At 67.8% G+C, this 25,346-nt stretch carries 20 protein-coding genes and 1 tRNA gene; 6 read left to right on the top strand and 15 right to left on the bottom strand.

The window, feature by feature from the left end:
• Positions 1-113 precede the first annotated feature (113 nt).
• The 10 genes from NOV65_RS12795 to NOV65_RS12840 all read right to left on the bottom strand — a co-directional run bounded on the left by NOV65_RS12795 (position 114) and on the right by NOV65_RS12840 (position 14,685).
• Entirely contained in the window at positions 114-1,256 is a 1,143-nt protein-coding gene (locus NOV65_RS12795; protein ID WP_257306856.1) for a hypothetical protein, read from the bottom strand.
• Positions 1,253-2,437, bottom strand: a complete 1,185-nt coding sequence (locus NOV65_RS12800) for a quinol:electron acceptor oxidoreductase subunit ActD (protein WP_257306857.1) — start codon at positions 2,435-2,437, stop codon at positions 1,253-1,255. Before NOV65_RS12800 ends, NOV65_RS12795 begins: the two co-directional genes overlap by 4 nt.
• On the bottom strand, positions 2,424-3,824 hold the full coding sequence (gene nrfD / locus NOV65_RS12805; RefSeq protein ID WP_257306858.1) for an NrfD/PsrC family molybdoenzyme membrane anchor subunit: 1,401 nt from the start codon (positions 3,822-3,824) through the stop codon (positions 2,424-2,426). The genes NOV65_RS12800 and nrfD overlap by 14 nt, the downstream gene beginning before the upstream one ends.
• The gene (locus NOV65_RS12810; protein ID WP_257306859.1) at positions 3,814-6,726 is read right to left on the bottom strand and encodes a 4Fe-4S dicluster domain-containing protein; all 2,913 of its coding nucleotides are present in this window, start codon (positions 6,724-6,726) and stop codon (positions 3,814-3,816) included. The genes nrfD and NOV65_RS12810 overlap by 11 nt, the downstream gene beginning before the upstream one ends.
• A gap of 9 nt (positions 6,727-6,735) precedes the next feature.
• On the bottom strand, positions 6,736-7,314 hold the full coding sequence (locus NOV65_RS12815; RefSeq protein ID WP_257307286.1) for a cytochrome c3 family protein: 579 nt from the start codon (positions 7,312-7,314) through the stop codon (positions 6,736-6,738).
• 76 nt (positions 7,315-7,390) lie between these two features.
• Positions 7,391-8,065, bottom strand: coding sequence for a respiratory nitrate reductase subunit gamma (narI, locus tag NOV65_RS12820; protein ID WP_257306860.1), 675 nt, complete (start codon positions 8,063-8,065; stop codon positions 7,391-7,393).
• On the bottom strand, positions 8,055-8,588 hold the full coding sequence (locus tag NOV65_RS12825) for a nitrate reductase molybdenum cofactor assembly chaperone (RefSeq protein ID WP_257306861.1): 534 nt from the start codon (positions 8,586-8,588) through the stop codon (positions 8,055-8,057). The genes narI and NOV65_RS12825 overlap by 11 nt, the downstream gene beginning before the upstream one ends.
• 2 nt (positions 8,589-8,590) lie before the next feature.
• A complete protein-coding gene (gene narH, locus NOV65_RS12830) occupies positions 8,591-10,087 on the bottom strand; it encodes a nitrate reductase subunit beta (protein ID WP_306672133.1) in 1,497 nt (498 codons plus the stop codon).
• A gap of 131 nt (positions 10,088-10,218) precedes the next feature.
• Complete coding sequence (locus tag NOV65_RS12835; RefSeq protein WP_257306862.1) at positions 10,219-13,845, bottom strand: nitrate reductase subunit alpha; 3,627 nt, start codon at positions 13,843-13,845, stop codon at positions 10,219-10,221.
• 18 nt (positions 13,846-13,863) lie between these two features.
• A complete protein-coding gene (locus NOV65_RS12840) occupies positions 13,864-14,685 on the bottom strand; it encodes a cytochrome c (protein WP_257306863.1) in 822 nt (273 codons plus the stop codon).
• A gap of 341 nt (positions 14,686-15,026) precedes the next feature.
• On the opposite strand from NOV65_RS12840, the gene NOV65_RS12845 reads away from it, so the two are divergent.
• The 4 genes from NOV65_RS12845 (at position 15,027) to NOV65_RS12860 (ending at position 19,968) form a co-directional block, all read left to right on the top strand.
• Positions 15,027-15,512, top strand: coding sequence for an RrF2 family transcriptional regulator (locus tag NOV65_RS12845; protein ID WP_257306864.1), 486 nt, complete (start codon positions 15,027-15,029; stop codon positions 15,510-15,512).
• A 99-nt stretch (positions 15,513-15,611) separates the two neighbouring features.
• Positions 15,612-17,159 carry an MFS transporter gene (locus NOV65_RS12850; RefSeq protein WP_257306865.1) on the top strand — a complete coding sequence of 516 codons (1,548 nt, stop codon included), beginning with the start codon at positions 15,612-15,614 and terminating at the stop codon, positions 17,157-17,159.
• 30 nt (positions 17,160-17,189) lie between these two features.
• Positions 17,190-18,695 carry an MFS transporter gene (locus NOV65_RS12855; RefSeq protein WP_257306866.1) on the top strand — a complete coding sequence of 502 codons (1,506 nt, stop codon included), beginning with the start codon at positions 17,190-17,192 and terminating at the stop codon, positions 18,693-18,695.
• 133 nt (positions 18,696-18,828) lie between these two features.
• A complete protein-coding gene (locus NOV65_RS12860) occupies positions 18,829-19,968 on the top strand; it encodes a molybdopterin molybdotransferase MoeA (RefSeq protein WP_257306867.1) in 1,140 nt (379 codons plus the stop codon).
• Positions 19,969-20,052: 84 nt separating this feature from the next.
• On the opposite strand, the gene NOV65_RS12865 is transcribed toward NOV65_RS12860, so the two are convergent.
• The 4 genes from NOV65_RS12865 to NOV65_RS12880 form a co-directional block, all read right to left on the bottom strand.
• A complete protein-coding gene (locus NOV65_RS12865) occupies positions 20,053-20,727 on the bottom strand; it encodes a Crp/Fnr family transcriptional regulator (protein WP_257306868.1) in 675 nt (224 codons plus the stop codon).
• A 183-nt stretch (positions 20,728-20,910) separates the two neighbouring features.
• Positions 20,911-21,477 (bottom strand): elongation factor P, encoded by a 567-nt coding sequence (gene efp / locus NOV65_RS12870; RefSeq protein ID WP_257306869.1) that lies wholly within the window; start codon positions 21,475-21,477, stop codon positions 20,911-20,913.
• A gap of 75 nt (positions 21,478-21,552) precedes the next feature.
• Positions 21,553-21,627: transfer RNA gene (locus tag NOV65_RS12875), tRNA-Val, on the bottom strand.
• 46 nt (positions 21,628-21,673) lie between these two features.
• Positions 21,674-22,888 (bottom strand): pyridoxal phosphate-dependent aminotransferase, encoded by a 1,215-nt coding sequence (locus NOV65_RS12880; RefSeq protein WP_257306870.1) that lies wholly within the window; start codon positions 22,886-22,888, stop codon positions 21,674-21,676.
• Positions 22,889-22,910: 22 nt separating this feature from the next.
• Between NOV65_RS12880 and NOV65_RS12885 the strand changes: the two genes are divergently transcribed.
• Positions 22,911-23,870 carry a YeiH family protein gene (locus NOV65_RS12885; protein ID WP_257306871.1) on the top strand — a complete coding sequence of 320 codons (960 nt, stop codon included), beginning with the start codon at positions 22,911-22,913 and terminating at the stop codon, positions 23,868-23,870.
• Between the two features lie 148 nt (positions 23,871-24,018).
• Positions 24,019-24,600: a gamma carbonic anhydrase family protein gene (locus NOV65_RS12890; protein WP_257306872.1), complete on the top strand. Its 582-nt coding sequence runs from the start codon at positions 24,019-24,021 to the stop codon at positions 24,598-24,600.
• Between the two features lie 8 nt (positions 24,601-24,608).
• On the opposite strand, the gene NOV65_RS12895 is transcribed toward NOV65_RS12890, so the two are convergent.
• Positions 24,609-25,334 carry a DUF4190 domain-containing protein gene (locus tag NOV65_RS12895; RefSeq protein WP_257306873.1) on the bottom strand — a complete coding sequence of 242 codons (726 nt, stop codon included), beginning with the start codon at positions 25,332-25,334 and terminating at the stop codon, positions 24,609-24,611.
• Positions 25,335-25,346 lie beyond the last annotated feature (12 nt).

Genomic DNA, 25,346 nt, shown 5'->3' on the forward strand with positions numbered 1-25,346 from the left:
GGTGCGGTCGGTACCCTCGGGTCTTCCGGAAGGTCCTGCTCCTTCGTGTTCTTCCCGCGCCCGAAGGGCGTCTTCGTGTCCTTCGTGGAGGCTTATATCTTTCCAATGGAACTTCACCCTCCCTGGGGCAGCTCCTGGGCGGGGTTGGCGTCCTTCATGAAAACGGGCCAGCAGGCCAGATGGCCGAGACCCAGTTGCAGGAGGATGCCACCCAGCTCGGCGACACCGAAGACCGGGACCAGGCCATGGAGCACGGGCGGCATGATCTGGAGGTAGAGATCAAGCCAGCGGCCCGCCAGGAGGATCGCGCAGGTGGCCAGCAGTACTGTCTCGCTGGTCTTGGCCTTCCGGCCGAGCAGCAGCACGAAGGGCAGGCCGAAGTTCAGGACCAGGTTCAGATAGAAGAGGGGCATCCAGCGGCCCTGGAGCAGCAGCCGCATGGGGCCCGTCTCCTCGGGCAGGTTGGCGTACCAGATGAGCAAGAACTGGCTGAGGAAGATGTAGGCCCAGAAGCAGCTGAAGGCGAAGAGCAGCTTGCCCAAGTCATGGTTCTGCGCCTTCGACACCGCCGGGAGCAGGCCCACCCGGCGCAGCACGATGGCGCTGATGGTGACGATGGCGATGCCCTGGAGGAACATGCCCGAGAACCCGTAGATGGCCAGGATGGTGCTGGACCACACGGGCTCGAGGGACATCAGCCAGTCGAAGTTGGCCAGGGAGAAGGTGAGGCCGAAAACCAGGATGAAGGGGGCCGCGCCCTTCCCCTGCTGCGTGAGTCGCCGCCCCACCCAGATCCAGGCCATGAAGATGAGCGCCACCCGGCCGAAGAAGAAGGGCGGGTTCAGCCAGCCCAGGCGGCCGTGCAGCGCCTCGTGGGAGGCCGCATCCGGTCGGGCCCAGGGGTAGAGGGTGGTGGCCCCGAAGGCCAGCAGCAGCATGAGGGCGCCCGCCACGGGCAGGAGCGCCGGCATGGCCCGGTGGGCCTTGAGGATGGGATCGCTCCAGCGGGCCCCGGTGATGGACTGGATGGCCAGCAGGAACAGCCCGCCCAGCCCCACGCAGGCCAGGTTGAAGGCCGTGAGCAGCAGGTTGCCCCAGCCCCGCTCCGCCTGAAGCACGAGACCCAGGCCCAGCAATCCGGCGCCGAGCACCACGAAGGCCCAGGCGCCACCCCGCAGGCGCTCGCCGATGTCGGCCAGGGTGGGGATCCCGGACTTGGTGAGGTCCCGGGCGGGAACGGTGAAGGTCTCGCTCATGGCTGGGCTCCCGTGGCTTGGGCGGGCGCAGCGGCAGGCTTCGCAGCCTTCTGCAGCTCCCGGATGTAGAGCACCACCTGCCAGCGGTCCTCGCGGCTGAGGAGATCGCCGTAGCCCTTCATCTTCGTGGGGCCGCCGAAGGTGGCGACGTGGAAGAGGCGTCCGTCCGGCATGTCCCGCACCAAGGGAGAGACGAGCACCGTGGGCGCGAAGGCGCCCCGCGCGACGATCACGCTGCCGTTGTTGTCGCCCTCCCGCCCGTGGCAGGTGGCGCAGACCCGCTCGAAGACGAGCTTGCCGCGGTTGAAGCGGGCCTGGGTGGGCTGGTAGGGGTTCTGCAGCTCGCGGCCGGCCCGCTCCGCCTCGGCCTTGCCCGGCCCGAAGGCCAGGGGCGGCTCGCCGTGGCGCGACAGGGTATCCGGAGGCGGCGCCTGCAGCACCTTCCCACTGGGCAGGACGCCGCTGGCATCGTAGGCCTGAGCCGAGAGGGGCGCGCCCATGCCGCCGTCCCAGGCCAGGTTCCGGCGCTGGAAGTCGCGGTTGAGCACTGGCACCAGGGCGAGAAGCAGGAAGGCGGGCAGGCAGGCCAGCAGAAGAGCCCCCACGCCCGCGGGGCGGTCCCAGAAGGCGCTGCGGCGCTGGAAGCGGTCCTCCACCAGCAGGCCGGAATCAAGGGCGCCCAGGCCCGCCAGCTCTTGGGCCACAGCGGGGAACTGGATATCGGCGGCCAGCTCCGCCGCCAGGATGAAGCGGTCATCGTTGGCGCCCGCATGGAGGTCGGGGATGCGGAGGCGGGGGCGCATGCGCGCGACGAGAAAGAAGCTGGCCACGACTCCCAGACCCGCCAGCAGTACCGTCAGCTCGAAGGCCACGGGGATGAAGGCGGGGATGGCCAGGAGGGGCTTGCCGCCCGTAATCAGTGGATAGTCCACCGCCGAGGTCCAGATCTGAAGCCCTGCGGCGAGGGCGAGGCCCAGGACGGCGAAGGCTAGGCAGGCCCGGGGCAGCCGCGAGGGGCGCAGGCCCATGGCCTCGTCCATGCCATGCACCGGGAAGGGTGTGTAGGTGTCCAGTACCCGGTGGCCTGCGGTTCGCAGATGCTTCACCGCGTGGAGGAGCTGCTCGGGGTCCGCGAAGGAGGCCCGGAAGCGGCTGCGATGGAGGTGCTCAGTGCTCGACATTCTTCAGCACTCCTTTCACTTCGCTCGCCGCGATCATGGGCAGCACCCGGGTGAACACCAGGAACAGCGTGAAGAAGAGGCCGAAGCTGCCGATGAGGATGGCCACCTCGATGAAGGTGGGCCGGTACATGGCCCAGCTGGATGGCAGGTAGTCTCGGTGGAGGCTGGTCACGATGATGACGAAACGCTCGAACCACATGCCGATGTTCACGAAGATGGTGAGGATGAAGATCATCCAGGGGGTGGTTCGCACCTTCCTGAACCAGAAGAACTGGGGGCTGAGCACGTTGCAGCCCACCATGGTCCAGTAGGCCCACTGGTAGGGCCCCAGGGCGCGGTTGAGGAAGACGTAGCGCTCGTAGGGGTTCCCGCTGTACCAGGCCGTGAAGAACTCCGTGGCGTAGGCCATGCCCACGATCATCCCCGTGGCCAGCACCACCTTGGTCATGGCCTCCAGATGACGGGTGGTGATGTACTCCTCCAGGCCCATCACCGACCGGGCGATGATCATGAGGGTGAGCACCATGGCGAAGCCGCTGAACACGGCGCCCACCACGAAGTAGGGCGGGAAGATCGTCGCGTGCCATCCGGGGATCACCGAGGTGGCGAAGTCCATGGACACGATGGTGTGCACGGAGACCACCAGGGGCGTGCTGAGGCCCGCCAGCAGCATGTAGACCGTCTCGTAGCGGCTCCAGGTGCGGTTCGAGCCGTTCCACCCCAGCGAGAAGATGCTGAGGATCGTGCGTTTCAATTTCGTCTTCGCGCGGTCCCGCTGGGTGGCCAGGTCGGGGATGAGGCCGATGTACCAGAAGGCGAGTGAGATGATGAAGTAGGTGGAGATGGCGACGACATCCCAGAGCAGCGGGCTCTTGAAGTTGACCCAGAGGGAGCCGCGGGAATTGGGATAGGGCGTGGCCCAGAAGGCCAGCCAGGGCCGGCCCATGTGGATGATGGGGAAGGTGCCCGCGCACATGACAGCGAAGAGCGTCATGGCCTCGGCGGCACGGTTGATGGAGGTGCGCCAACGCTGGCGGAAGAGGAAGAGGATGGCCGAGATCAGCGTCCCCGCGTGGCCGATGCCCACCCAGAACACGAAGTTCGTGATGTCGAAGGCCCACCCCACCGTGCGGTTGAGGCCCCAGGTACCGATGCCCCGGGTGAGGGTCTGCACCACGGCCCAGGCGCCCAGGGAGAGCATGGAGAGGGTGACGGCCAGGGCCAGCCACCAGCGCAGGGGCGGGCGCCGCTCCGTGGGCGCGAAGACCTCCTCTGTGACTTGGCGGTAGGTCTTGTTCCCGTCGATGAGGGGCAGGTTGTGGCCGTAGCGCTCGGCCTCGGCGGCGGAGATCCCGCTGGCGGTCAGCACGTCGGCATCATGCGCCATGGTGGCCCCCTTCCGTCGGCCTAGGCGCGACATTGCGGATTTTTGTCAGGTAGCTTACGGCGGGCCCGATGCCCAGCTCGCCCAGCACCAGGAAGCGCTTGGGATCGCGCAGCACTTGGCTGATGCGGCTGTCCGGATCCTGCATATCACCGAAGACGATGGCCTGGGCGGGGCAGCTCTGCATGCAGGCGGGCAGGGCCTCGCCGTCCTTCAGCTCGCGGCCTTCGTTCTTCGCCGTGAGCTTGGCTTCCATGAGGCGCTGCACACAGAAGGAGCACTTCTCCATCACGCCGCGGCTGCGCACGGTGACATCCGGATTGAAACCCAGGCGCTCCAACTCGCTGGCGTGGGGATATTCCCACCAGTTGAAGCGGCGCACCTTGTAGGGGCAGTTGTTGGCGCAGTAGCGGGTGCCCACGCAGCGGTTGTAGACCTGCTGGTTGAGGCCCTCCTCGCTGTGCACTGTGGCCAGTACGGGGCACACATTCTCGCAGGGGGCCTGGTCGCACTGCTGGCACAGCATGGGCTGGTGCACGACGCCGGGCTCGGCCTCGGAGCCCGTGTAGTACCGATCGATGCGCAGCCAATGCATCTCGCGCTTGCGCCGCACTTCGTCGCGCCCCACCACGGGGATGTTGTTCTCCACCTGGCAGCCGATCACGCAGCCGGAGCAGCCCGTGCAGGCGCTGAGGTCGATGACCATGGCCCAGCGGTGGGCGCCGTGGGGATGCTCGCCGTAGACGGAAGGCCCCGGCTGCTCGTGGGGGCGGGCCGATGCGGGATCCCGCAGGTAGGGCGCCAGGGCCATCTCCCGCACCAGCTCGCGGCCCTCCAGGCTGTGATGGTCCTGGGTGCAGGCCAGGTCCACGCGACCCTGGCCACGCCGCACCTGGAGGGGCGCGACCTCAGCGGCCAGGAAGCCCGAGGTGAAGGCCCGCCAGGGATAGGCGTTCTTCCCAACGCCGAGCCCCGCCTTGCCACCCGCCGTGCGGCCATAGCCCAGGGCCACGGCCACGGTGCGATCGTCCTGGCCCGGCTGCACGACGACGGGCAGCTCCAGCTCCAGGGCGTGACCCTCGGGCCGCAGGCGCAGCAGGTCGCCCTGCTCCAGGCCAAGCTTTACCGCCGCAGCGGGCGACACCTGGGCGTAGTTGTCCCAGGTGGCCTTGGTAATGGGATCCGGCAACTCCTGGAGGAAGGGGAGGTGGGCGTGGCGCCCGTCCCCCAGGCCCACCTTGGCGTAGAGCAGCAACTCGTAGCCATCCTTGCGCCCGATGCGCGGCGCGCCTTCCACGCGGCCCTCGCGGTACCGGGGCGCGGGCCCGGTGTCCACCTGTGCGGCGCCCTTCTGCAGCGCCGCGTTCCAGAACGTCTCGAAGTCACCCACGGCCTTCTGCCCTGGAAACACGGCCGCCTTCCAGTGCTCGCGCAGGGCCTGGAGCGCCGACACCGGCCGTCCGGCCCAGGCACCGAAGCTTTCCACGGCATCACGCGTGGCGAAGAGGGGCTGGAGGAGGGGCTGGGCGAGAGAGACGGTGCCCGCCACGGGCTCTGCGTCCCGCCAGGCCTCCAGCCAGTGGTGGTCCGGAGCCAGGTGGGTGCAGGCGGCGGCGCTCTCGTCCTCGGTCAGGGCCAGGGATAGGCGAATGGGCACCTTGGCGAAGGCGCCGGCGAAGGCCGCCGGCTGCTCGTAGATGGGGTTGCAGCCCAGCAGCAGCAGAGCGGCGACCTTGCCTTCGGCCATCTCGCGGACCAGGGCCTCCAGGGCCCGGTCGTCGCCCCGCTTCTGGAGGCTGGGGCGGGCCAGATCCACGGTGGTGCCTTCGTGGCCGAGGGCATGGTTGATCCGGGCGACGAGCTCCTGGGCCCGCGGATCGTTGAGGCCGCAGAGCAGGAGGCCATGGCCCCGGTGCGTCTCCAGCTCGTGGGCGATGGCCTGCGCCTTGGCCGCCAGGGCCGTCGGGAGGGCTCCTCCCTCCACGGTGAGACCCAACTGGCGAGCCAGGGCCTCCAGGAAGGGCACGGCCTCGGACGGCGCAAGGCGCACACGCTCGTCGGCGTTGCTGCCCGTGAGCGAGAGGCCGCCCTCCACCTGGATGTGCTTCGACATGGGCCGCGGCTTGTCGGGCCCGCGGCGCTCGGCGTAGGCGCGGGTGAAGCCCACGGGATCGATCCAGGTGCCGAGGAAGTCCGCTTCGATGCCCACGATGAGGTCCGCCTCCTCCAGGCGGTAGTGCGGCACCAGCCATTGGCCGTGGGTGCGCTGGTAGGCGGCGGCCAGGGCCGCGGCGCTGAGGGCGTCGGCCTCCACCAAGCGACCGTCCTTGAAGGTGTCGAGGAAGCTGTGCACGGCCGCACGGAGCGTGGGGCTGAGGATCGTCCCCGCCAGCACGCGGACGGCGCCACCGGAGGCCCTCAGTTCGGAAAAGCGGCGCTGGAGATCCGCGTCCAGCGCGGCCCAGTCCACGGCCTTCCCGGCCAGCTTCGGCCCGCGCAGGCGGTCCTCGTCGTAGAGGCCACGGGTCTGGGCCTGGCCGATGGCGCAGAGACCGCCGCGGCTCACGGGATGCTCGGGATTCCCCTCCAGCTTGACGGGGCGCCCGTCCCGGCTGCGGGCCAGCACGCCGCAGCCCGCGGTGCAGCCGCCGCAGGTGGTGGCGTACCACTGGGCCACGCCGGGCGTCAGGCCCTCCCGGGCGTTGAGGTAGGGCATGGCCTTCTCGACCACCTTGCTCTTGCAGCCCAGGGCCAGGCCCGCCGCGAAGCCGACCCCCGAGAAGCGGAAGAAGTCCCGGCGGCTGATCTGCCGGACGCTTTCGCCCGCGGGCAGTTCGTCCTCGAACTCCGCCTTCCGCGCCCGCACCATCCCGCGCCGTTCCCCGAGGCTCCTCCAGGTCTTCATGGCTTCTCCTCAGTGATGGCAGGCCGAGCAGTCGGTCGGAGCCTGGGGTGGGCGACCGGCCAAAAGCTGCTTCTGGTTCTCGGTGCGGTGGCAGGCGAGGCACTCACCCATGGTCAGGGCCATGGCCTGCTCCACGCGCTCCATGCCCTGCACCTCGCCGTGGCAGGACTGGCAGGCCACGCCAACGCGGACATGGCGGCTATGGGGGAAAGTGACGTGGGCGGGCAGGCGGTGGATTCGGACCCATTCGAAGCCCCGGCCGCTCGCGTAGGCATCCCGCAGCTTCTGGATTTCGGGGCTGGGGTCCGACTTGCCCATGGGCGTGCCGGCCCGGTTCAGCACGGTCTCGTGGCACTTCATGCAGGTGCTGAGGGGCGGGATGCCCGCGTGGCGGCTGTTCTCCGCCGAGGTGTGGCAGAAGAGGCAGTCCATCTTCAGCTCACCGGCGTGGAGGGCATGTGAATAGGGGATGGGCTGGGCGGGCTTGTAGCCGCTCTGGTCCCCGAGCAGGCGCGTGTCCAGGCTCAGGGCGAAGATCATGAGCGAGGCGCCGAAGGCCACCGCGCCCGTGATGGCGACGGTCCGCATCTTCACCTGGCACCTCCGGTGCCAGCCCCTTCGGGCCTCGCCTTCGGCAAGGTGGGCCTCCGCTCCTGCTTCGGCCTCACCGCAGCCCCCGTCGATTCCAGATCACCACCTGGGGCCTGCGCCAGTAATAGAAGATGGGCACCACCAGGAAGTGGACGAGCCGCGTGAAGGGCAGCAGGAGGATGACCAGGAAGCCGCTCAGGAAGTGGAGCTTCACCATCCAGGGCAGGGGCGCGATGAGCTCGGGCCGGGGCGCCAGCTTGAGAAGGCTCCAGAGGTAGGGCGCGGCGTTGGTGGAGAACCAGGCGCTGCCCCAGCGGTAGCGGATGGCCACATCGATGCCGCTGGCCACCTGGTAGAGCAGCACGGCCAGCAGCACGACATCCAGGGGGCTGGTCACCACCTTCACGCGCCGGTCCGTGAAGCGGCGGACGATGAGGGCCACCACGCCCACCAGGGCCAGCAGCGCCATGGAGAGCCCGGTGATCTCCAGCAGGTAGAGTCGCAGGGGGCGGGCGTTCCAGGCCAGGATGGCCTCGGGCAGGAAGAAGGCGAACAGGTGCCCCGACAGCACCCAGAGGATGCCCCAGTGCCAGAGGCTGGAGCCCCAGAAGAGGGACTCGGTCTCCAGGAACTGGCTGGAGAGGCTGGAATAGCTGAAGGGCCGCCAGGTGAAGCGCAGGATGCTCACCACGATGGCCAGCACCAGGGCCACGTAGGGGAAGCCCACGAAGAGGAAGTTAGTCAGCACAGGCCGCCTCCGCCGGTTTGCGATTGACCGTGAAGATGAGGAAGAGGGCCTGGAGCACGTGGTGGTAGGGGCTCTCCTTGAGGGCCGGGATCACCTTCTCCAGGGCCGGCAGGAGGCAGTCGTCCACCAGGTCCATGGCATCCTGGCGTTCCAGCCGCATGCCCAGGTCCAGCACGTTCGGCAGGTGGTCCGGCAGGTTCTTGCCCTCCGCGATGCCATGCTCCTGCAAGTGATGGCGCATCATGGCCATGAACTGCCCGCGCTGGTAGGTCTCGCCAAAGAGGTGCCAGCCGATGTCCAGCGTGCACTCGGGGGTGAGGTCGAAGGCCCGAGTGTAGAGCTCCTGGACCTCGCGCAGATCCAGGCCCCGCGCCACCAGGGCGAAGGCCTCCAGATGCTCCTGGCAGGGATGTCCCGTAGCCATGGCCGCGTCCGCCAAGGAGGCCGCCAGGGCCTGGGTGCGCTCGTCGGGATAGCGCAGCAGCGCACTGATGCCGGGGATGAGGTGAGTCGGAATGCGCATGATCAGAACCCCCTCTGGGGCGCCTCGCGGAAGCCGAAGCCTGCGGCCCCCTTCCGTTCCAGCGGATTGGTGAGCACCTCCACCGCCTGCTCGCGGTGGGAGGCCGGAATGACGAAGCGGTCCTCGAAGCTGCACAGGCTGGTGAGGCGGTAGATGGCCTCCGCCTGCTCGGGATCACAATCCGCCTCGCGGAGGCCCGCCAGGGCCACCTTGAGGTCCACGTCGCCCACCTCCGTGGCGCGCTTCCAGGTGCGGATGGCCAGCATCTTCTTCATGGCGTAGCGCACGGGGGCCTCCTGCCCCGCCCCGAAGAGGCTGGCCAGGTACGACATGGGCAGCCGGGCCTGGTCCAGGGGCGCGAAGATCTCCTCGGTCGAGGTGGGATTGAGGGCCACGCCGTTTTCCATGGAGTAGGTGACGGGGCCCAGGGCCGGCACGTAGAAGAGGCTGGGAAAGGTGCGGTACTCGGGATGGGGCGCCAGGGCCAGGCCCCAGTCCTTCACGAAGCGGTAGACGGGGCTCTTCCGCGCGGATTGGAGCACCTGTTCGGTGACGCCGTTCTTCCGAGCGGACTCGATGACGGCGGGATCGTTGGGATCCGCCAGCAGGTCCCGGTGGGCGGTCACCAGCTCGGAATCCGGCTTCAGGCCCGCGGCCTCGATCTTGTCGGCGTCATAGAGCAGCACGCCCATGTAGCGGATGCGGCCCACGCAGGAGTGGAAGCAGGCGGGGGCCTGGCCCGTCTCCACGCGGGGGTAGCAGAGCAGGCACTTCTCGGACTTGCCCGTGCTCCAGTTGTAGAAGACCTTCTTGTAGGGGCAGGCCGAGACGCAGTAGCGCCAGCCGCGGCAGACATTCTGGTTGATCAGGACGATGCCATCCTCGCCGCGCTTGTAGATGGCCCCGCTGGGGCAGGCCGCCACGCAGGCGGGATTCGCGCAGTGGTTGCAGATGCGCGGCAGGTAGAACATCACCAGCGTCTCGATGGAGAGCAGCTGGAGCCGCTGCTCCTCGCTGAGGGCCGAGAGGTTCACGTCGTTGCGGGCGTAGAGGGGCGAGCCGCCCAGGTCATCGTCCCAGTTGGGCCCGGCCTCGATGTCGATGTACTGGCCCGTGACCTTGCTGACGGGGATGGCCGTGGGCTGGTCGTCCTGCTCGGGGCCGTTGAAGAGGTCCTCGTAGCGGTAGGTCCAGGGCTCGTAGTACTCGTCCATGGTGGGCAGGGACGGCTGGTGGAAGATCTTCTGGAGGAACTTCCCCTTGGAGGTGAGGCGCAGCTGGAGCTTGCCGTCCTTCACCACCCAGCCGCCCTTGTACTCCTCCTGGTTCTCCCACTGGGTGGGATAGCCGGTGCCGGGCTTGGTCTCCACGTTGTTCCACCACATGTAGTCGGCGCCCTTGCGGTCGGTCCATACGTTCTTGCAGGCGATGGAGCAGGTGTGGCACCCGATGCACTTGTCCAGGTGGAACACCATCGCTACTTGAGAGCGGATATCCATCAGAGACCTCTCAGCGAAAAATCTGAAACCGCCAAATCACGCGAAAAAATGCGAAAAGGGAAAACGGCGATTTGCTTTCGCGTCCTTTCGCGGTTGCTTTTTTGTTCCAGTGAATGCGTCATGGCCGCCCCTCACCAGACCAGCTGGCCGAGCTTGCGGACGTAGACCACCGTTTCGCGGTTCCCGCCGGTGGGGCCCCAGTAGTTGAAGTGGTAGCTGAACTGCCCGTAGCCACCCACCATGAGGTTCGGCTTGAGCCGCGCCCGGGTGAGGCTGTTGTTCATGCCGGCCCGCTTCATGCCCCGCAGGGGGGACTTGGGCACGCTGTAGGTGCGTTCCGTGGCGTGGTACTGGATGCAGGCGCCCTTCGGAATGCGGGCGCTGACACAGCAGCGGACCACCACCACGCCGTTGTCGTTGTGGATCTCCACCCAGTCGTTGTCCTTGAGGCCGATGGAGGCGGCGTCCTCTTCGCTGAGCCAGAGGGGATCCTGGCCCCGCGACAGGGTGGTCATGCGCTCGGTGTCGCCGTAGGTGGAGTGGATGTGCCACTTCCCGTGGGGCGTGAGGAAGTTGAGGAGGAGCGTCTTCCCCTCGCGCTTGGAGCAACTCAGATCGCCTAGGATTTGGGCGGGTGGCGTGGGCTTGTAGGTGGGCAGGTGCTCGCCGAAGGCCAGGTAGCCCTCATGATCCAGGTAGCAGTGCTGGCGACCCGTGAGTGTGCGCCAGGGCACCATCCGCTCCACGTTGTAGGTGAAGGCCGAGTAGGGGCGCTTGTCATCCACCAGGCCAGACCAGCAGGGGCTGTTGATGACACGGCGGGGCTGGGACAGCAGATCCTTGAACGTGCGCCGCACGCCCCGGTAGGGCTCAGCCAGATCTTTCAAAGGCAGCCCCGTGCGCCCTTCCATGTATTGGTAGGCCCGATAGGCCAGCTCGCCATTGGTCTCCGGCGCCAGGTGCAGCAGCGCGTTGGCGGCGTGGGTGTCCTCCTCCAGGCTGGGCCGCTTCTGGCCTTCCACCATCACCGTGGGATGCGTGTTCAGCATGTCGTCGTAGACATCCGAGATGGGGTATTTGACGCCGTGGGCGCCCAAGCCCTGCTCCCGCACCATGGGGCCGAGGGAAATGAACTTCTCGTAGACCGTCTTGTAGTCCCGCGTGACCACCTTCAGCCCGGGCATGGTCTTGCCGGGGATGGCCTCGCACTCGCCAGCCATCCAGTCGCGAATGTGAGGCTGGGCGATCTCGGCGGGGGTGTCATGGGCCAGGGGCGAGGAGACGATGTCCTCGATGGGCTCGGGCAGGTGCTTGGCCGCCAGCTCGCTCACCCGCTTGGCCATGTCCCGGAAGATGTCCCAGTCGCTCTTCGATTCCCAGCAGGGCGGCACGGCCGCGGACAGCGGGTTGATGAAGCTGTGCATGTCCGTGGAGTTGAGGTCGGTCTTCTCGTACCAGGTGGCCGTGGGGAGCACGATGTCGCTGTAGAGGGCCGAGGTGTCCATGCGGAAATTGATGTCGACGACCAGATCCATCTTCCCGGTGACCGTGGGGCGCCAGGTCACATCCTTGAGGGTGCCTTCGGCCACCTCTTCGGCGATGGCATTGCTGTGGGTGCCGAGGTAGTGCTTGAGGAAGAACTCGTGACCCTTGGCGCTGGTGCCGATGGCGTTGCCGCGCCAGATGAACCAGACGCGGGGCCAGTTCTCCTGGGCATCCGGATCCTCCACGGAGAACCGGAGATCCTTCTTCTTGAGCCGCTCCACGGTGCTGGCGATGATGGCGGCCTCGTCCTTGGCGCCGGCCTTGCGCGCGTCTGCCACCACGGTCATGGGGTTCTCGTTGTACTGCGGGTAAAAGGGCAGCCAGCCGCTACGCACGGCCCGGGTCTGCATGTTCATGCAGTGGCCTTCCACCAGCGCACTGCCATCGGGCACGGTGTTGTAGGCCTTGAACTCGCGCTCGTAGCGCCACTGGTCCGAGTTGACGTAGTGCCAACTGGGGCCATTCTGCAGGCGATTTACAGGGATCCAATCCCGCGCCATGGCGATGGCGGACCAGGAGGCCACCGGGGCCAGCTTTTCCTGACCGACATAGTGGGCGAGGCCCCCGCCATTGGTTCCGATGCAGCCGCAGAAGACCAGAGCATGCTGCGCGGCGCGGTAGATGAGGTTGTTGTGGTACCAGTGGTTGATGCCCGCGCCGATGATGACCGTGCACTTGCCCCTGGTGAGCTCCGCCGTGCGAGCCCATTCGCGGGCGAAGCGCAGCACGTTCTCCCGTGACAGCCCAGTGATGCGCTCCTGCCAGGCGGGCGTGTAGACCGCGGCGGCGTCGTCGTAGCCCTTGGGATAGGCGCCGCCCAGGCCACGCTCCACGCCGAACTGGGCCATGAGCAGGTCATAGACCGTGGTGACGAGGGCCGTGCCGCCGCCCGCCAGGGGAATGCGCCGCACGGGCACGCCGCGGAAGCTGGTGCTGCCATCGGCGAAGTCGTCGAACTGCACCTGCTCCGCACCTTCGCCGAGGAACGTCAACGCCGGGGCGATGGGGCTGTCATCCTTGCCGTCCTGGAGCAGCAGGTTCCACTGGCCCTGCTTGGTGCCCCAGCGGTGGCCCACGGAGCCCTTGGGCATCTTGGGCGCGCCGCTGCCCTCGTCCCACATGAGGAACTTCCATTCGCCGTGTTCCTCGTCGGCGTACTTGGCGAGGCGCCCAGCGCGCAGCAGCTGGCCGGGGCGATAGCCGCCATCGATTTCCGTCAGTTCGACCAGGAACGGCCCATCCGTGTAGGTCTTCTGGTAGTCCAGGAAGAAGGGCACCTGTTTCTGGTGGTGGAACTCCGTGAGGATCACGTGGTTCACAGCCATCCAGAAGGCACCGTCCTGGCCCTGGTGGACGGGCATCCATTCGTCCGCGTACTTGGCCACCTGGTTGAAGTCGGGGCTGAAGACCACCATCTTCGTGCCGTTGTGGCGGCTCTCGGCGGCGAAGTGGCAGTCGGGCGTGCGGGTCATGTTCAGGTTGGAACCCATGACCGCCAGGAACTTGGCGTTGTACCAGTCCGCGCTCTCCTGCACGTCCGTCTGCTCGCCCCACATCTCGGGGCTGCTGGGCGGCAGGTCGCAGTACCAGTCGTAGAAGCTGAGGTTGGTGCCGCCCATGAGCTGGATGAACCGCGAGCCTGCGGCGTAGCTCAGCATGGACATGGCCGGGATGGGGCTGAAGCCCGCGATGCGGTCGGGCCCATGGGTCTTGATGGTGTGGATGTTGGCGGCGGCGATGAGCTCGCCCACCTGGTCCCAGGAGGCGCGGCGGAAGCCGCCCTTGCCTCGGGCGCGCTGGTAGCGCGAGCGCTTGTCGGGATCGTTCTGGATGCTGGCCCAGGCGGCCACGGGATCCTGGTGCTTGCCCTTGGCCTCCTCCCAGAGGTCCATGAGCGCGCCCCTCATGTAGGGGAACTTCACCCGCAGGGGGCTGTAGAGGTACCAGCTGAAGCTGATACCGCGCTGGCAGCCGCGCGGCTCGTAAGGCGGCACCTTCTCATCCAGAAGCGGATAGTCGACGACCTGCATCTCCCAGGTGACGATCCCCTCCTTCACATAGATGTTCCACCCGCAGCTGCCGGTGCAGTTCACGCCGTGAGTGCTGCGCACCACCTTGTCGTGGGCCCAGCGGTTCCGGTAGAACTCCTCCCAGGAGCGGGTCTCGGGGTCGACGATGTCGGTGATCCAGTGGCTCTGCTTGCGCTCGGTCATGTCTCGGTTCCTTCTGGATCAGGCGCGTGGCTTGAGGTTGCGGCGCAGGCCCCGGAAGCGCCGGCGGCCCAGGCGGCCGGCCAGCAGCATGCCGGAGACCAGGCCCACGATGCCCAGGACGGGGAAGGCCATGTCCGTGCGGGCCGGTGGCTGGGCTGCCAGGCTCTTGATGAAGCTGCCCACCTGGAAGGCCTCATCCGCGGTGAGCGGCGTCTTCTGGAACACGCCCTGCATGGTGGGAAAGGCCGGGTTCTCGATGGCGGGCACAAGGCCCACGCCCAACCTCCCGGATGCCCCGGTCAGGTCAGGCCCCAGGCGCCCGCCCCCGAAGCCGCCCAGCCCCTGGGCGCTGTGGCAGGACATGCAGGCGGGGGCTCCGGAGGCGAAGCGCGTGAGGCCCATGAAGAGCTGCTGGCCGTTCCGGATGTCCGCGGGCGTGGCGGCCCGGGCGATGGCCGCGCTGCCGAGGGTCCTCCCTGCCGCGGTGGTGTCGTCGATGAGCTTGAGGAGGGCCTGGGCCTCGGCGGCAGTCACGCCCAGGTCCGGCATGCGCGTGCCGTTGAACTCCCGGAGGAGGGCCGCGGCCGTGGGATCCCCCCCGTCCAGCTGGGCCGAGGGCATCTGGATGAACTTAGACGACCACTCGTGGGGCCGGCGCTGACCCAGGCCCTTGAGGTCGGGACCCACCTTCCGACCCGCCCCAATGGTGTGGCAGCTCATGCAGCTCTTGCGGAACTGGGCCTCGGCGTCCTGGGCGGCCAGACCTGGAGCCAACATCGGGGCCAGGGTCGCGAGGGCGGCCCAGGCAAGCACCTGTCGTGGCGTGATCCTGGGGAACACAACACCTCCTCGGGGGAGCAGCCGGCACCGGGCGCGGCATTTTTAGGATTGATGACTCGGAAATTGGTCCCAAGTATGCCCCCCCCTCCTGGACCAGCGCAAGGGGGGCGGTTCAGAAAAATATGAATCAAAACTATTTTATAAATCGTTTATTATTAACTATTAAATATTAATGCTCATCCAGTGGTGCTGAAAAACACATCCGCGCCCTCGCCATCTGGCCCGACATTCCCATCGCCACCTGGTCCCTCGAAAATCGCAAAAATCAGGCATGGCGCCGTTTTAAGTTCGATTTATATTCAGACTATCAATTCTTTTTATCTGAATCCCCTGGAAGGTCCATGAACCATCCCCAGCCCGGCTGTCCCCATCCGCGCAGCCTCTTCCATGCCCCCACGCGCTATGCGCTCCAGGCCCTCGTGCGGATGCCCGGGGACGGAACCTACCGGCTGGCCCGGAACCTGGCCGCCGAGCTGGACCTGCCCGGCCCCTTCCTGGCCAAGATCCTCCAGACCCTGGCCCACGCCGACATCCTGGAATCGCTCCGCGGCCCCACCGGGGGCTTCCGCCTGACCCGCGCCCCGGAACGCATCACCCTGCGGGAGGTCGTGGTGGCCATGGAGGGCCCGGAACCTTTCGAGGACTGCCTGCTGGGCCACGCTGTGGGAGGGGGGGGCTGCCACTGCCCCATCCGCCCGGCCTGGGACGTCCTCCAGACCCTCCTCACCACGACCTTGGCCCGGACCTCGCTCCGTGACCTCCAGGTGGCCCAGGCCCACCACGGCCCCCCCGAGGATCCAGACCGATCGGTGGCCGCTCCCGTTTGACAGTTCAGGAGTCCGTGATCCCCATCACGATCTCCGATCCAACCCTCGTTTTATTTTAGGATATTTTAATCCGTTTATTAATCCTCCCCGGAGCCGCCCATGTCGGATCGAACCCGAGCCGCCACCGCCCTGGCCATGAGCACCCTGGCCTTCACCCTCTGCTTCGCCGTGTGGACGCTGAACGGCGTCCTCGTCACCTTCCTGGTGGAGAATGGCCTCTTCCGCTGGGACACGGCCCAGATCGGCTGGCTCATCGGCATCCCCGTGCTCACGGGCTCGGTCATGCGCCTGCCCGTGGGCCTGCTCACGGACCGCTTCGGGGGGCGGAAGGTCTACACCATCCTCCTTCTGCTGGCGGCCCTGCCCACCTGGCTGCTGGGCAGCGTCCAGAGCTACCAGGGCTTCCTCCTGGCTTCGCTCGGCTTCGGCCTGTCGGGCGCGGCCTTCGCCGTGGGCATCGCCTACTCCAGCGTGTGGTTCAGCAAGGCGCGCCAGGGCACGGCGCTCGGCATCTTCGGCGCGGGCAACGCGGGCTCGGCCCTCACCAGCATGGGCGCCCCCTTCCTCCTGAAGAAGCTCACGGCCGGCGGCGCGAACCTGGACGCCTGGCGCATGCTGCCGAAGCTCTATGCGGTCGTCCTGCTGGTCATGGCCGTGGCCTTCTTCCTGCTCACCCATGAGAAGAAGGCGGAGGGTGCGAAGGGCAAGACCTTCGTCCAGATGCTCTCGCCCCTGCGCCATGTCCGCGTGTGGCGCTTCGGCCTCTACTACTTCCTGGTCTTCGGCTGCTTCGTGGCCCTGGCCCAGTGGCTCATCCCCTACTATGTGGGCGTCTACGGCATGAGCCTCGCCATGGCCGGCCTCCTGGCCTCCCTCTTCAGCCTGCCCTCGGGCCTCATCCGCGCCGCGGGGGGCTGGATGTCCGACCGCTTCGGCGCCCGGGCGGTGATGTACTGGACCTTCGGCCTCAGCATCTTCGCCTGCGCGGCGCTCATGGTGCCGCGCATGTCCATCGAAAGCCCGGGGCCCTCGGTGCTGGCCCAGGTGGGCGGCGTGGTGACGGAGGTGACACCCGGCCGCATCGTGGTGGGGGACATGGCCTACGCCTTCCGGACGAAGGAGATGGAACCGGAGGCGCAGAATGAACGCCTGCTGGTGCTGCCCCAGAGCCGCTTCTGGCAGACGCCCGCGGTCAAGGTGGGCGACCGCGTGAAGAAGAAGCAGCTGCTGGCTTCGGGCACCACCCATGTGTTCTTCCAGGCCAATGTGTGGATCTTCACCTTCCTGGTCTTCGTGGTGGGCATCGTGTGGGGCATCGGCAAAGCCGCCGTCTACCGCTACATCCCCGACTACTTCCCCGACGAGGTGGGCGTGGTGGGCGGCATCGTGGGCGTCATCGGCGGCCTGGGCGGCTTCGTGGGGCCCATCCTCTTCGGCTACCTGCTCAAGGCCACGGGCCTGTGGACCACCATGTGGCTATTCCTCACGGTCCTGTCCGTCATCTGCCTGGTTTGGCTCCACACGGTGGTGCGGCGCCTGACCCGCGAGCAGAATGAGACCCTCTTCACCCGCTTCGAGCACCCCAAGCCCGTACCCGTCCCTGCCCTTGCCCCCGGCCTTGCCGGCGCCGACGCCGAACCCGCCTGACCCGACCACGACCCTCGAACTGGAGATCCCATGGCCAAACTCACCGAATGGAACGTCGAGGACGAGACCTTCTGGCTCGGCGGCAAGCGCATCGCCCACCGGAACCTCGCCATCTCCGTGCCCAGCCTCCTCTGCGCCTTCGCGGTGTGGATGTTCTGGTCCATCCTCACCGTGCGCATGAAGGACGCGGGCTTCCCGTTCACGGATGCCCAGCTCTTCACCCTCATCAGCATCGCGGGCCTCTCCGGCGCCACGCTGCGCATCCCCAACTCCTTCATGGTGGCCCTGGCGGGCGGACGCAACGTGGTGGCCCTCACCACGGCCATGCTCATCGCCCCGGCCCTGGGCGCGGGCATCGCCCTGCAGGACAAGGCGACACCCTTCTCCACCTTCGCGATCCTGGCGGTGCTCTCCGGCGTGGGCGGAGGCAACTTCTCCTCCTCCATGTCCAACATCAACAGCTTCTTCCCCAAGCGCTCCGCGGGCCTGGCCCTGGGCATCAACGCGGGCATCGGCAACCTGGGCGTGAGCGTCATGCAGCTGGTGGTGCCCGCCGTGATGGGCTCGGCCCTGTTCGGTGCCCTCTCCGGTGCGCCGCATATCACGGCCCTCGGAAAGCAGATGTGGGTGCAGAACGGCGCCCTCGTGTGGCTGCCCTTCCTGGTGGTACTGGCGGTGGCCTCCTGGTTCGGCATGCACAACCTGCCCCACCACGACAGCGACCACACCCCGACCGCCCTCGGCAAGATCCTGGGGCTGCATCTGCCCGCCTTCGCCGCCGCGGGGCTGGTGGCCTGGATCGTGGTGCGCTACCCCAAGCTGGGCCTCGGCGCCCAGCTGGGCCTGGTGCTGCTGGCCATCGCCGTCTGCCTGGCCCTGCTCAAGCTCCTGCCCGGCAAGGTGAAGACGAGCCTCGACAAGCAGTTCGCCATCTTCCGCATGAAGCACACCTGGCTCATGACCCTGCTCTACATCATGACCTTCGGCAGCTTCATCGGGTACTCCGCCGCCTTCCCCCTGCTGCTCAAGTTGTTCTTCGGCAAGAGCGTCACCAACCCCGCCACCTACGCCTTCCTGGGCCCCCTGGTGGGCAGCCTCATCCGGCCCGTGGGCGGCTGGCTCTCGGACAAGTTCCGGGGCTCCGTCATCACCCAGTGGTCCACGGTCATCCAGATCATCGGCGCGCTGGCCGTGGCCGTGGTCATCAAGCAGGCCCAGGGGAACCCCAACCCCGCCCACCTCTTCATGCCCTTCCTGCTGAGCTTCCTGCTGCTCTTCCTCGGTTCGGGCATCGGCAACGGCAGCACTTTCCAGATGGTGCCCTTCATCTTCGAGCCCCAGTTTGCGGGTCCCGTGCTGGGCTGGACCGGCGCCATCGCGGCCTACGGCAGCTACGTCATCCCCACGGTCTTCAAGTCCCAGATCGCCGCGGGCACCGTGCAGTACGCCCTCTACGGTTTCGCGGCCTTCTATGTGGTCTGTCTCGCCGTCAACTGGTGGTACTACACGCGGCGGGGCGCCGAGGTGCACTGCTGACAGTGCCCTGGCATGAAAGGGGGGACCGCCCGCTCGCCAGGGCTTCGCTCTGCGTCCCCCTTGGACCCCCACGTGATGCCTGGGCAGAGCTCAGGCATCACGTCTTCCAAGGCCTTGGCGGTATCCTTCGCCCATGGCCATGAGCTGCGACCATCCCGACCTGCTGCCCCTGGATGAGGCCCTGGCCCGGCTCTGGGCGGCCCTGCCGGCACCTTTCTTTCCCGAGGTGCGGGCGGACCGGGACGATCCAGCTGCGGACCTGGCGGCCATGGATGGCGTGGCGCTGCGCTCGGAAGATGGGCGCACCCCGCGCCGATTGCTGGGCACGCTGTACGCGGGCGATGATCCCGCGGCTTTCATAATTACGCCCGGCACCGCCGTGCGCATCATGACCGGCGCGGCCCTGCCCGCCGGGGCGGACGCCATCCTGCCCGTGGAGCAGCTTCGCGAGGCCGACGGCCTCATCCATCCCCAGGCGGCCCCGGAAGCTGGCGACCATGTGCGCCGCCGCGGCAGCCAGGCCCATGCCGGCGACCTGCTGCTGCCCGCGGACCAGCCCATGAACGTGGCCCGCACGGCCCTCCGGGCCTGGGTGGGTCGGCCCCTGCCTCCGCCTGCGCGCATCCGCGTGGCCGTGGCCTCCACCGGCGACGAGCTGGTGGCCGACCCCCTGTCCCACCAGATCCGCGATTCCAACGGCCCCATGCTCGTCGCCCTGGCCCACACCCTGGGCGCCGAAGTTGAGCGGCGCCCCGCCCTGCCGGATGACCCGGCGGCCCTGGCCGCGGCCCTGAGGAACCCCGGCGACGCCCGGATCCTCCTGACCTCCGGCGGCGTGAGCATGGGCGAGCACGACCACCTGCCCGCGGTGCTGATGGATCTCGGCGCCACGATCCTCTTCCACAAGATCCGCCTCAAGCCCGGCAAGCCCATGCTGGCGGCCCAGCTGGGCGACCTGCTGGTGCTGGGCCTGCCGGGCAACCCCGTGTCGGCCTATGTCAACGCCCTCCTCTTCCTGCCGGTGGCCCTGGCCAAGCTGGAGGGCCGCGCCCTCCCCGACCCCTGGCGCCGGGCCCCCCTGGCCGCCTCGGTGCGCCACAAGGGGGACCGTCCCCTGCTGCATCCCTGTCGCCTCGAGGACGGCCAGCTCCACCCCCTGCCCGGCAAAGGTTCCGCTGACCTCGTCACTCTGGCCCGGGCCGACGCCTTCGCGTGGATCGAGGCTCCCGGCCAGCAGACTGGGGATCAGGTCCGCTACCTGACGGTCATGTAGCCTCTGCTCCCAATCACCTGCGGCGATTGGGAGCAGAACAGATCTTTTCTACTCCAAAAACGCGCAGCGGTTTTGGAGCCGGGCTCAGCCCTTCGCGTACCGCTGCAGCTTCCCCAGGTCCAGGATCCGCACTACCGGGAAGGTGCTCTGGATGAGGCCCAGGTCGGTCAGCAGACGCAGGGCTCGGCTGAAGGCCTCGCGGCTGGCGCCGATGCACTGGGCCAGGTCCTCCTGCGTTTCCTGGAACTCCACCAGGGACCGCATGGGATGCGACTCGTGGGCCTCCAGCAGCAGTTGGGCCACGCGCTCAGGCACGCTGTGCAGGCTGAGGGTCTCCACCAGGGTCACCAGGTGGCGCACCTTGGCGGCGAAGTGGTGGATGAGCATCTCAGCCACTTCGGGGTGGCGGTGGACGATCTGGCGCAGGGGCGCGGAGGGGATCAGCCAGCACTCGGTCTCGCCGTGGGACTCGGCGCTGGAGGCGATGGAGGCGCCGTCGAACACGGCCACTTCGCCCACGCAATCGCCGACCTTGAGGAACTGGAGCACCTGCACCCGCCCCCGCCCATCCGTGCGGAAGACCTTGAGGCCACCCTTCACCACCACGTACACGCCTGGCACCTGGTCGCCCTGGGTATAGACCCGGGCGCCATCCGCGAAGCGCCGGAGTTCGGCGATGCTGGCCAATTCCTCGGCAGCGTTCATCGGCAGCCCTGCCAGGAACTCGATCCGTCTCAGATTGAGGACTGCTTGAGGCATGGGGCTCCACCAAGGCACTAGATCAGTTATCGCACATTTCCATCGGATTGTGATTCTGGTCACGCACCCGGGAACCAGGCGACCAGTACTTTACCGCGGGGTTGGAATTTCGTCCGGCGGAATTCGTACAAGACAAGGCCCCGGCGGCAACTGCCTACCGGGGCCTCGAGATTGAGAACATGTCTATTTCACGCGTTCCATGAAGGTGCGGTCCACCGTGTTCACTCGGATCTTTTGTCCGGCTTCCATGTAGGGCGGGACACCCACCGTGATGCCGTTGTCCAGCTTGGCGGGCTTGTAGGACCCGGTGGCATTGGCGTTCTTCATGACGGGATCGGTTTCCACGATCTCCAGCACCACGCTGGGGGGCAGGGTCGCCCCCATGGGCTGGCCTTCGTAGAACTCGATTTCCACCTGCATGTTCGGCTCGAGGAAGACCATGTCCTCGCCGAGGATCTCCTTGTTCACTTCCAGCTGCTCGTAGGTCTCGTTGTTCATGAAGACGAGGTTGCTGCCGTCCTCGTAGAGGAACTCCAGCATGTGCTGCTCGAGGCTGGCCTTGTCCACCTTGTCGGAGCTGCCGAAGCGGTTCTCCCGGTTGATGCCGTCCTTGAGGCGCTTCATCTTCACCTGGACCCGGGCCGGCAGGTTGCCGGGCGTCTGGTGTTCGACGCTGATGACGCGGCAGAGTTCGTTTTCGAAGTTGACGATCATCCCGGCGCGAACCTGAGTGGCGAGGATCAGAGGCATGGAAGACTCCCGAAGGAATGAGGACTGGCTGGAAGAAGAAAAGGCCCCGATCACGATCAGGGCCTTAGCTTGGAGTGGTGGGCGTACCAGGATTCGAACCTGGGACTTCTACCGTGTGAAGGTAGCACTCTACCGCTGAGTTATACGCCCGCGGTCAACCAGAATATCCCAGGATCCGTCCGTTTCCAAGCCCGGATCACCGGGGAGCCACCTGCCGCAGGGCCCGGGCGAACCGGGGGGCCTCGTCGGCCCGCAACCCGCAGAGGCCCACGCGCAGGCCTTCCGGCAGGGGCACCGTGAACACGCCGTGCGCCTTCAGCCCTTCGCAGGCGGCTTCCGGGTCGGCCGCGGGTGCGGTCACGAAGAACCCGCCCTGCCAGTGGAGCGCATCCATGCCCTCGGCCACCAGGGCCGCATCCAGCGCCAGGGCGCGGGCCGCAAGCACCTCGGACCAGTGGCGGTGCTCCGCCGCGAGGCGCGCTTGCGCCTTGCCGTCCTTCGCCAGGCGCAGAAGCAGGGCCTGGGGCGCCCGGGCGCAGTTGGACCAGGTGCCCCGGCAGGCCTGGGTCAGGGCCGCCTGCAGGGCCGGATCGTCGCACCAGGGGAAGGCCAGGGCGCCGCCCCGGCCGCCATAGAGCGTCATGGATTTGGAGAGGGACATGGCGGCACCCACCAGCACCCGGCCATCGGCGCCCAGGGCCGCGTAGTCCTTCAAGGCCGCCGCCACGGCCTCCGGCTCCCGGGTGTAGTCCAGGTAGGCGAGATCCAGCAGCAGGGTGACGGGCCCCAGGGCCGACACGTCCCGCAGCAGCCCCATCAGCGCCGCCCGGTCCGGGGGGGTGAGGCTGCGGCCCGAAGGGTTGTGGCAGGGGTCGTTGAGCCAGACCATCACTCGCCCCTGGGCCTTCATCCGGGTCCGCAGCGCCGTCTCCCAGGCCGCCGCATCCAGGGCCTGACCCGCGGCCGGCCAGGGGGCCGTGGCTAGACCCTGGCCGTTCTCCGCCGTCATGGTCGAGTAGGGCCCCCAGAAGGGCGCCGTGGTGAGCAGGGTCTGGCCCGGCTCCAGGAAGTTCCGCAGGGACAGGGACAGGGCCCCGCTGCCGCCCGGTGTGGCGCAGGCCGCGCCCGCACTGCCGAGCTGGGGCCAGTGCCGCTGCACCAGGGCCTTCAGGAAGGCCGGATCACCGGCGATGGGGGCATAGGGCGCCACCTCCATGGCCGTCAGCTCACGCCAGAGGTCCATCACCGTATCGAGCACCACCAGCTGTCCGGCCTCGTCCAGCAGGGCGCCCACGGTGGCGTTGAGGATGGCGTCACCCGCGGCCTTCCGGCGCTGGGCCTCCGCGTTCAGGGCGAAGATGGGATCGTCCGCCGGAAAGGCGCGGCGGGTGGGGATGAGCTGATCGGTCATCACCTCAGGGTACCCTGAAGGCATGAGGCCGTCCTGGTTTGCCAGCTCCCTGTTGTTCCTCGGCGCGCTGCTCGCCCTGGCGCCCTTCACGCCTGCCGCGGCGGCCCTGGTGGGCGGCGCCCTCCTCGCCCTGACCGTGGGGAACCCGCGGGTGGCCCTGACGCGCACCTGGACGCATCGCCTGTTGCCCCTCGCGGTCGTGGGCCTGGGCGCGGACATGAACCTGCGCGCCGTGGCCAGGGCGGGCCTGCACGGCCTGGGCTACACCGCCCTGAGCCTGGTCCTGGTGCTGGCCCTGGGCCTCTGGCTGGCCCGGCTCCTGAAGGTGGATCGGGAGGCGGGCCTGCTCATCTCCGTGGGCACGGCCATCTGCGGCGGCAGCGCCATCGCCGCCGTGGCACCGGTGGTCCGGGCCCGGGAGCAGGCCATCTCCGTGGCCCTGGCCACGGTGTTCCTCCTCAACGCGGCGGCCCTGGTGCTCTTCCCGCCTCTCGGCCATGCGGCTGGGCTGGGCCAGGATGCCTTCGGCCTCTGGTCGGCCCTGGCCATCCACGACACCAGCTCCGTGGTGGGCGCCGGGCTGGCCTATGGCCCCCGGGCCCTGGAAGTGGCCACCACCGTGAAACTGGCGCGGGCCTTGTGGATCGTGCCGCTCACCCTGGGCATCGGCTGGCTCATGGCCCGCCGCGAAGCCGTCTCCGCCGATGCGCCGCCCGTGAAGAAGCCCTGGTTCATCGCCGGCTTCCTGGCCATGGCCGCCTGCGTGACGTTCGTGCCGGTCCTGCACGCGCCCGGCCACCTCGTCGCCGTCGTCGCCCGTCGCATGCTGGTGCTGACGCTCTTCCTCATCGGCGCCGGACTCAGCCGGGAAGCCCTGCGCAACGTGGGCCTGCGCCCCTTCCTGCAGGGCCTGCTGCTGTGGCTGATCGTGGGCTCGCTGGGACTCGGCGCCGTGAAGCTGGGGCTGCTCACGGTCAACTGAAAGCAACTGCGAAACACGCGAAATGACACGAAAACAAAGCGTGAAAGGCCTCACTTGCCCTTTCGCGTTCATTCACGTCTTTCGCGGTTCCTGCCTTTCATCCATTCAGGTGGGCCCGATAATGCAGGTCTGGCTTTTCGAGGTGTTCATGATCCGCTCCTTCCAAGGCATGGTCCCCAGGCTCGGTTCCCGCGTGTTCGTGGCGGACAGCGCGCTGGTGCTGGGCGACGTGACCATCGGCGACGACGCCAGCCTCTGGTTCAATTGCGCCATCCGCGGCGACGTGAACTGGATCCGCATCGGGGCCCGCACGAACATCCAGGACGCCTGCTGCCTGCATGTCACCAACGAAAAGTGGCCGCTCATCGTCGAAGAAGAGGTGAGCATCGCCCACAACGTGATGCTGCACGGCTGCACCATCCGGAAGAACGCCCTCATCGGCATGAGCACGACGATCATGGACGGCGCCGAGATCGGCGAGGGCTGCCTCGTGGCCGCGGGCAGCCTGGTGCGCGAGGGTTTCCACGCTCCGCCCCATAGCCTAGTGGCGGGCTGGCCCGCCGAAGTGAAGGGGCCCCTCAGTGAGAAGCAGCGCGCCCTTGTCGCCAGCATCTGGGCCCGCTACGTGCGGTACAAGGAGGCCTACTTCGCCGATGGCTGGCCCATCGCCGAAGCGCCCGTGATCGACACGCCCCGGCCCGGCTTCGCCGAGGGTCATCCTTATCCGTAGGCCTTTGCCTAGTTGTGCGGGGCCGGCGGTTCCACGGGAGGATTAACCACTTCCCACCCATCCTCGGTGTGGCCCCGGACATGCTCCTGCGTGTGCGTGACGACCTGGCGCTCGAGAACCTTCTCCCCGCTCCCACGTCGGACATGGGCCTGGAATCTGATGGACCAGGTGGTGACGCCGCCTTCCTCCTCCCGGTCCGCGTAGACCAGGATGGTGCCGAGGGCGCCGACCCGGCCGGCCTGGATCGCCGGGGCCTTCGGATCCACAGGATTCTTCAGCGCCGAGACCTCGGGATCCTTCAGGAGGTCCTGGATGATGACGTCCGCTGCGGCCGGCTGGCCGGGGTTCCTGGCCTGCCAGGCGAACACGGCGGCTTCGGCCCTGGCCTGCACGAGATCGAGGTTGTGCTGGATGGCCATAGACCGGGCCTGCTCCCGCTGGGAGAGCAGGGCCGGGATCGCGATGGCGCTCACGATGCCCACGAAGGGCAGCATCAGCACGGGGAGCACCAGGCCGATGATGCCCGTGACCAGGCCCGTGGATGGCACGGGCGCGTAGGCCTGGGGGTCCGCCTTGGCCGTGCGCTTGGCTTTGGCCTGCTGCACCAGGGCCACGATGCCGAGGATGATGGCCAGCGGGATGCCCACGCAAGTGAGGGCGCAGACGATGGCGAGGATGCCGCAGACCTTGGCGGCGCCTGCGCCGGGGGCCTGCGGGAGCTGGGAAGCGGACATGCGCATCTCCGA

It is taken from the genome of Geothrix campi, from assembly GCF_024609265.1.
GTDB lineage: Bacteria > Acidobacteriota > Holophagae > Holophagales > Holophagaceae > Geothrix > Geothrix campi.

What these genes read in the sequence shown, in the direction of transcription:
- NOV65_RS12825 (WP_257306861.1), bottom strand. Translation starts at nt 8,588, where the DNA reads ATGCGCATTCCGACTCACCTCATCCCCGGCATCAGTGCGCTGCTGCGC.
- narH (WP_306672133.1), bottom strand. Translation starts at nt 10,087, where the DNA reads ATGGATATCCGCTCTCAAGTAGCGATGGTGTTCCACCTGGACAAGTGC.
- NOV65_RS12890 (WP_257306872.1), top strand. Translation starts at nt 24,019, where the DNA reads ATGATCCGCTCCTTCCAAGGCATGGTCCCCAGGCTCGGTTCCCGCGTG.
- NOV65_RS12850 (WP_257306865.1), top strand. Translation starts at nt 15,612, where the DNA reads ATGTCGGATCGAACCCGAGCCGCCACCGCCCTGGCCATGAGCACCCTG.
- NOV65_RS12835 (WP_257306862.1), bottom strand. Translation starts at nt 13,845, where the DNA reads ATGACCGAGCGCAAGCAGAGCCACTGGATCACCGACATCGTCGACCCC.
- NOV65_RS12895 (WP_257306873.1), bottom strand. Translation starts at nt 25,334, where the DNA reads ATGTCCGCTTCCCAGCTCCCGCAGGCCCCCGGCGCAGGCGCCGCCAAG.
- NOV65_RS12855 (WP_257306866.1), top strand. Translation starts at nt 17,190, where the DNA reads ATGGCCAAACTCACCGAATGGAACGTCGAGGACGAGACCTTCTGGCTC.
- NOV65_RS12800 (WP_257306857.1), bottom strand. Translation starts at nt 2,437, where the DNA reads ATGTCGAGCACTGAGCACCTCCATCGCAGCCGCTTCCGGGCCTCCTTC.
- NOV65_RS12815 (WP_257307286.1), bottom strand. Translation starts at nt 7,314, where the DNA reads ATGCGGACCGTCGCCATCACGGGCGCGGTGGCCTTCGGCGCCTCGCTC.
- efp (WP_257306869.1), bottom strand. Translation starts at nt 21,477, where the DNA reads ATGCCTCTGATCCTCGCCACTCAGGTTCGCGCCGGGATGATCGTCAAC.
- NOV65_RS12880 (WP_257306870.1), bottom strand. Translation starts at nt 22,888, where the DNA reads ATGACCGATCAGCTCATCCCCACCCGCCGCGCCTTTCCGGCGGACGAT.
- nrfD (WP_257306858.1), bottom strand. Translation starts at nt 3,824, where the DNA reads ATGGCGCATGATGCCGACGTGCTGACCGCCAGCGGGATCTCCGCCGCC.
- NOV65_RS12860 (WP_257306867.1), top strand. Translation starts at nt 18,829, where the DNA reads ATGGCCATGAGCTGCGACCATCCCGACCTGCTGCCCCTGGATGAGGCC.
- NOV65_RS12885 (WP_257306871.1), top strand. Translation starts at nt 22,911, where the DNA reads ATGAGGCCGTCCTGGTTTGCCAGCTCCCTGTTGTTCCTCGGCGCGCTG.
- NOV65_RS12845 (WP_257306864.1), top strand. Translation starts at nt 15,027, where the DNA reads ATGAACCATCCCCAGCCCGGCTGTCCCCATCCGCGCAGCCTCTTCCAT.
- NOV65_RS12795 (WP_257306856.1), bottom strand. Translation starts at nt 1,256, where the DNA reads ATGAGCGAGACCTTCACCGTTCCCGCCCGGGACCTCACCAAGTCCGGG.
- NOV65_RS12810 (WP_257306859.1), bottom strand. Translation starts at nt 6,726, where the DNA reads ATGAAGACCTGGAGGAGCCTCGGGGAACGGCGCGGGATGGTGCGGGCG.
- NOV65_RS12865 (WP_257306868.1), bottom strand. Translation starts at nt 20,727, where the DNA reads ATGCCTCAAGCAGTCCTCAATCTGAGACGGATCGAGTTCCTGGCAGGG.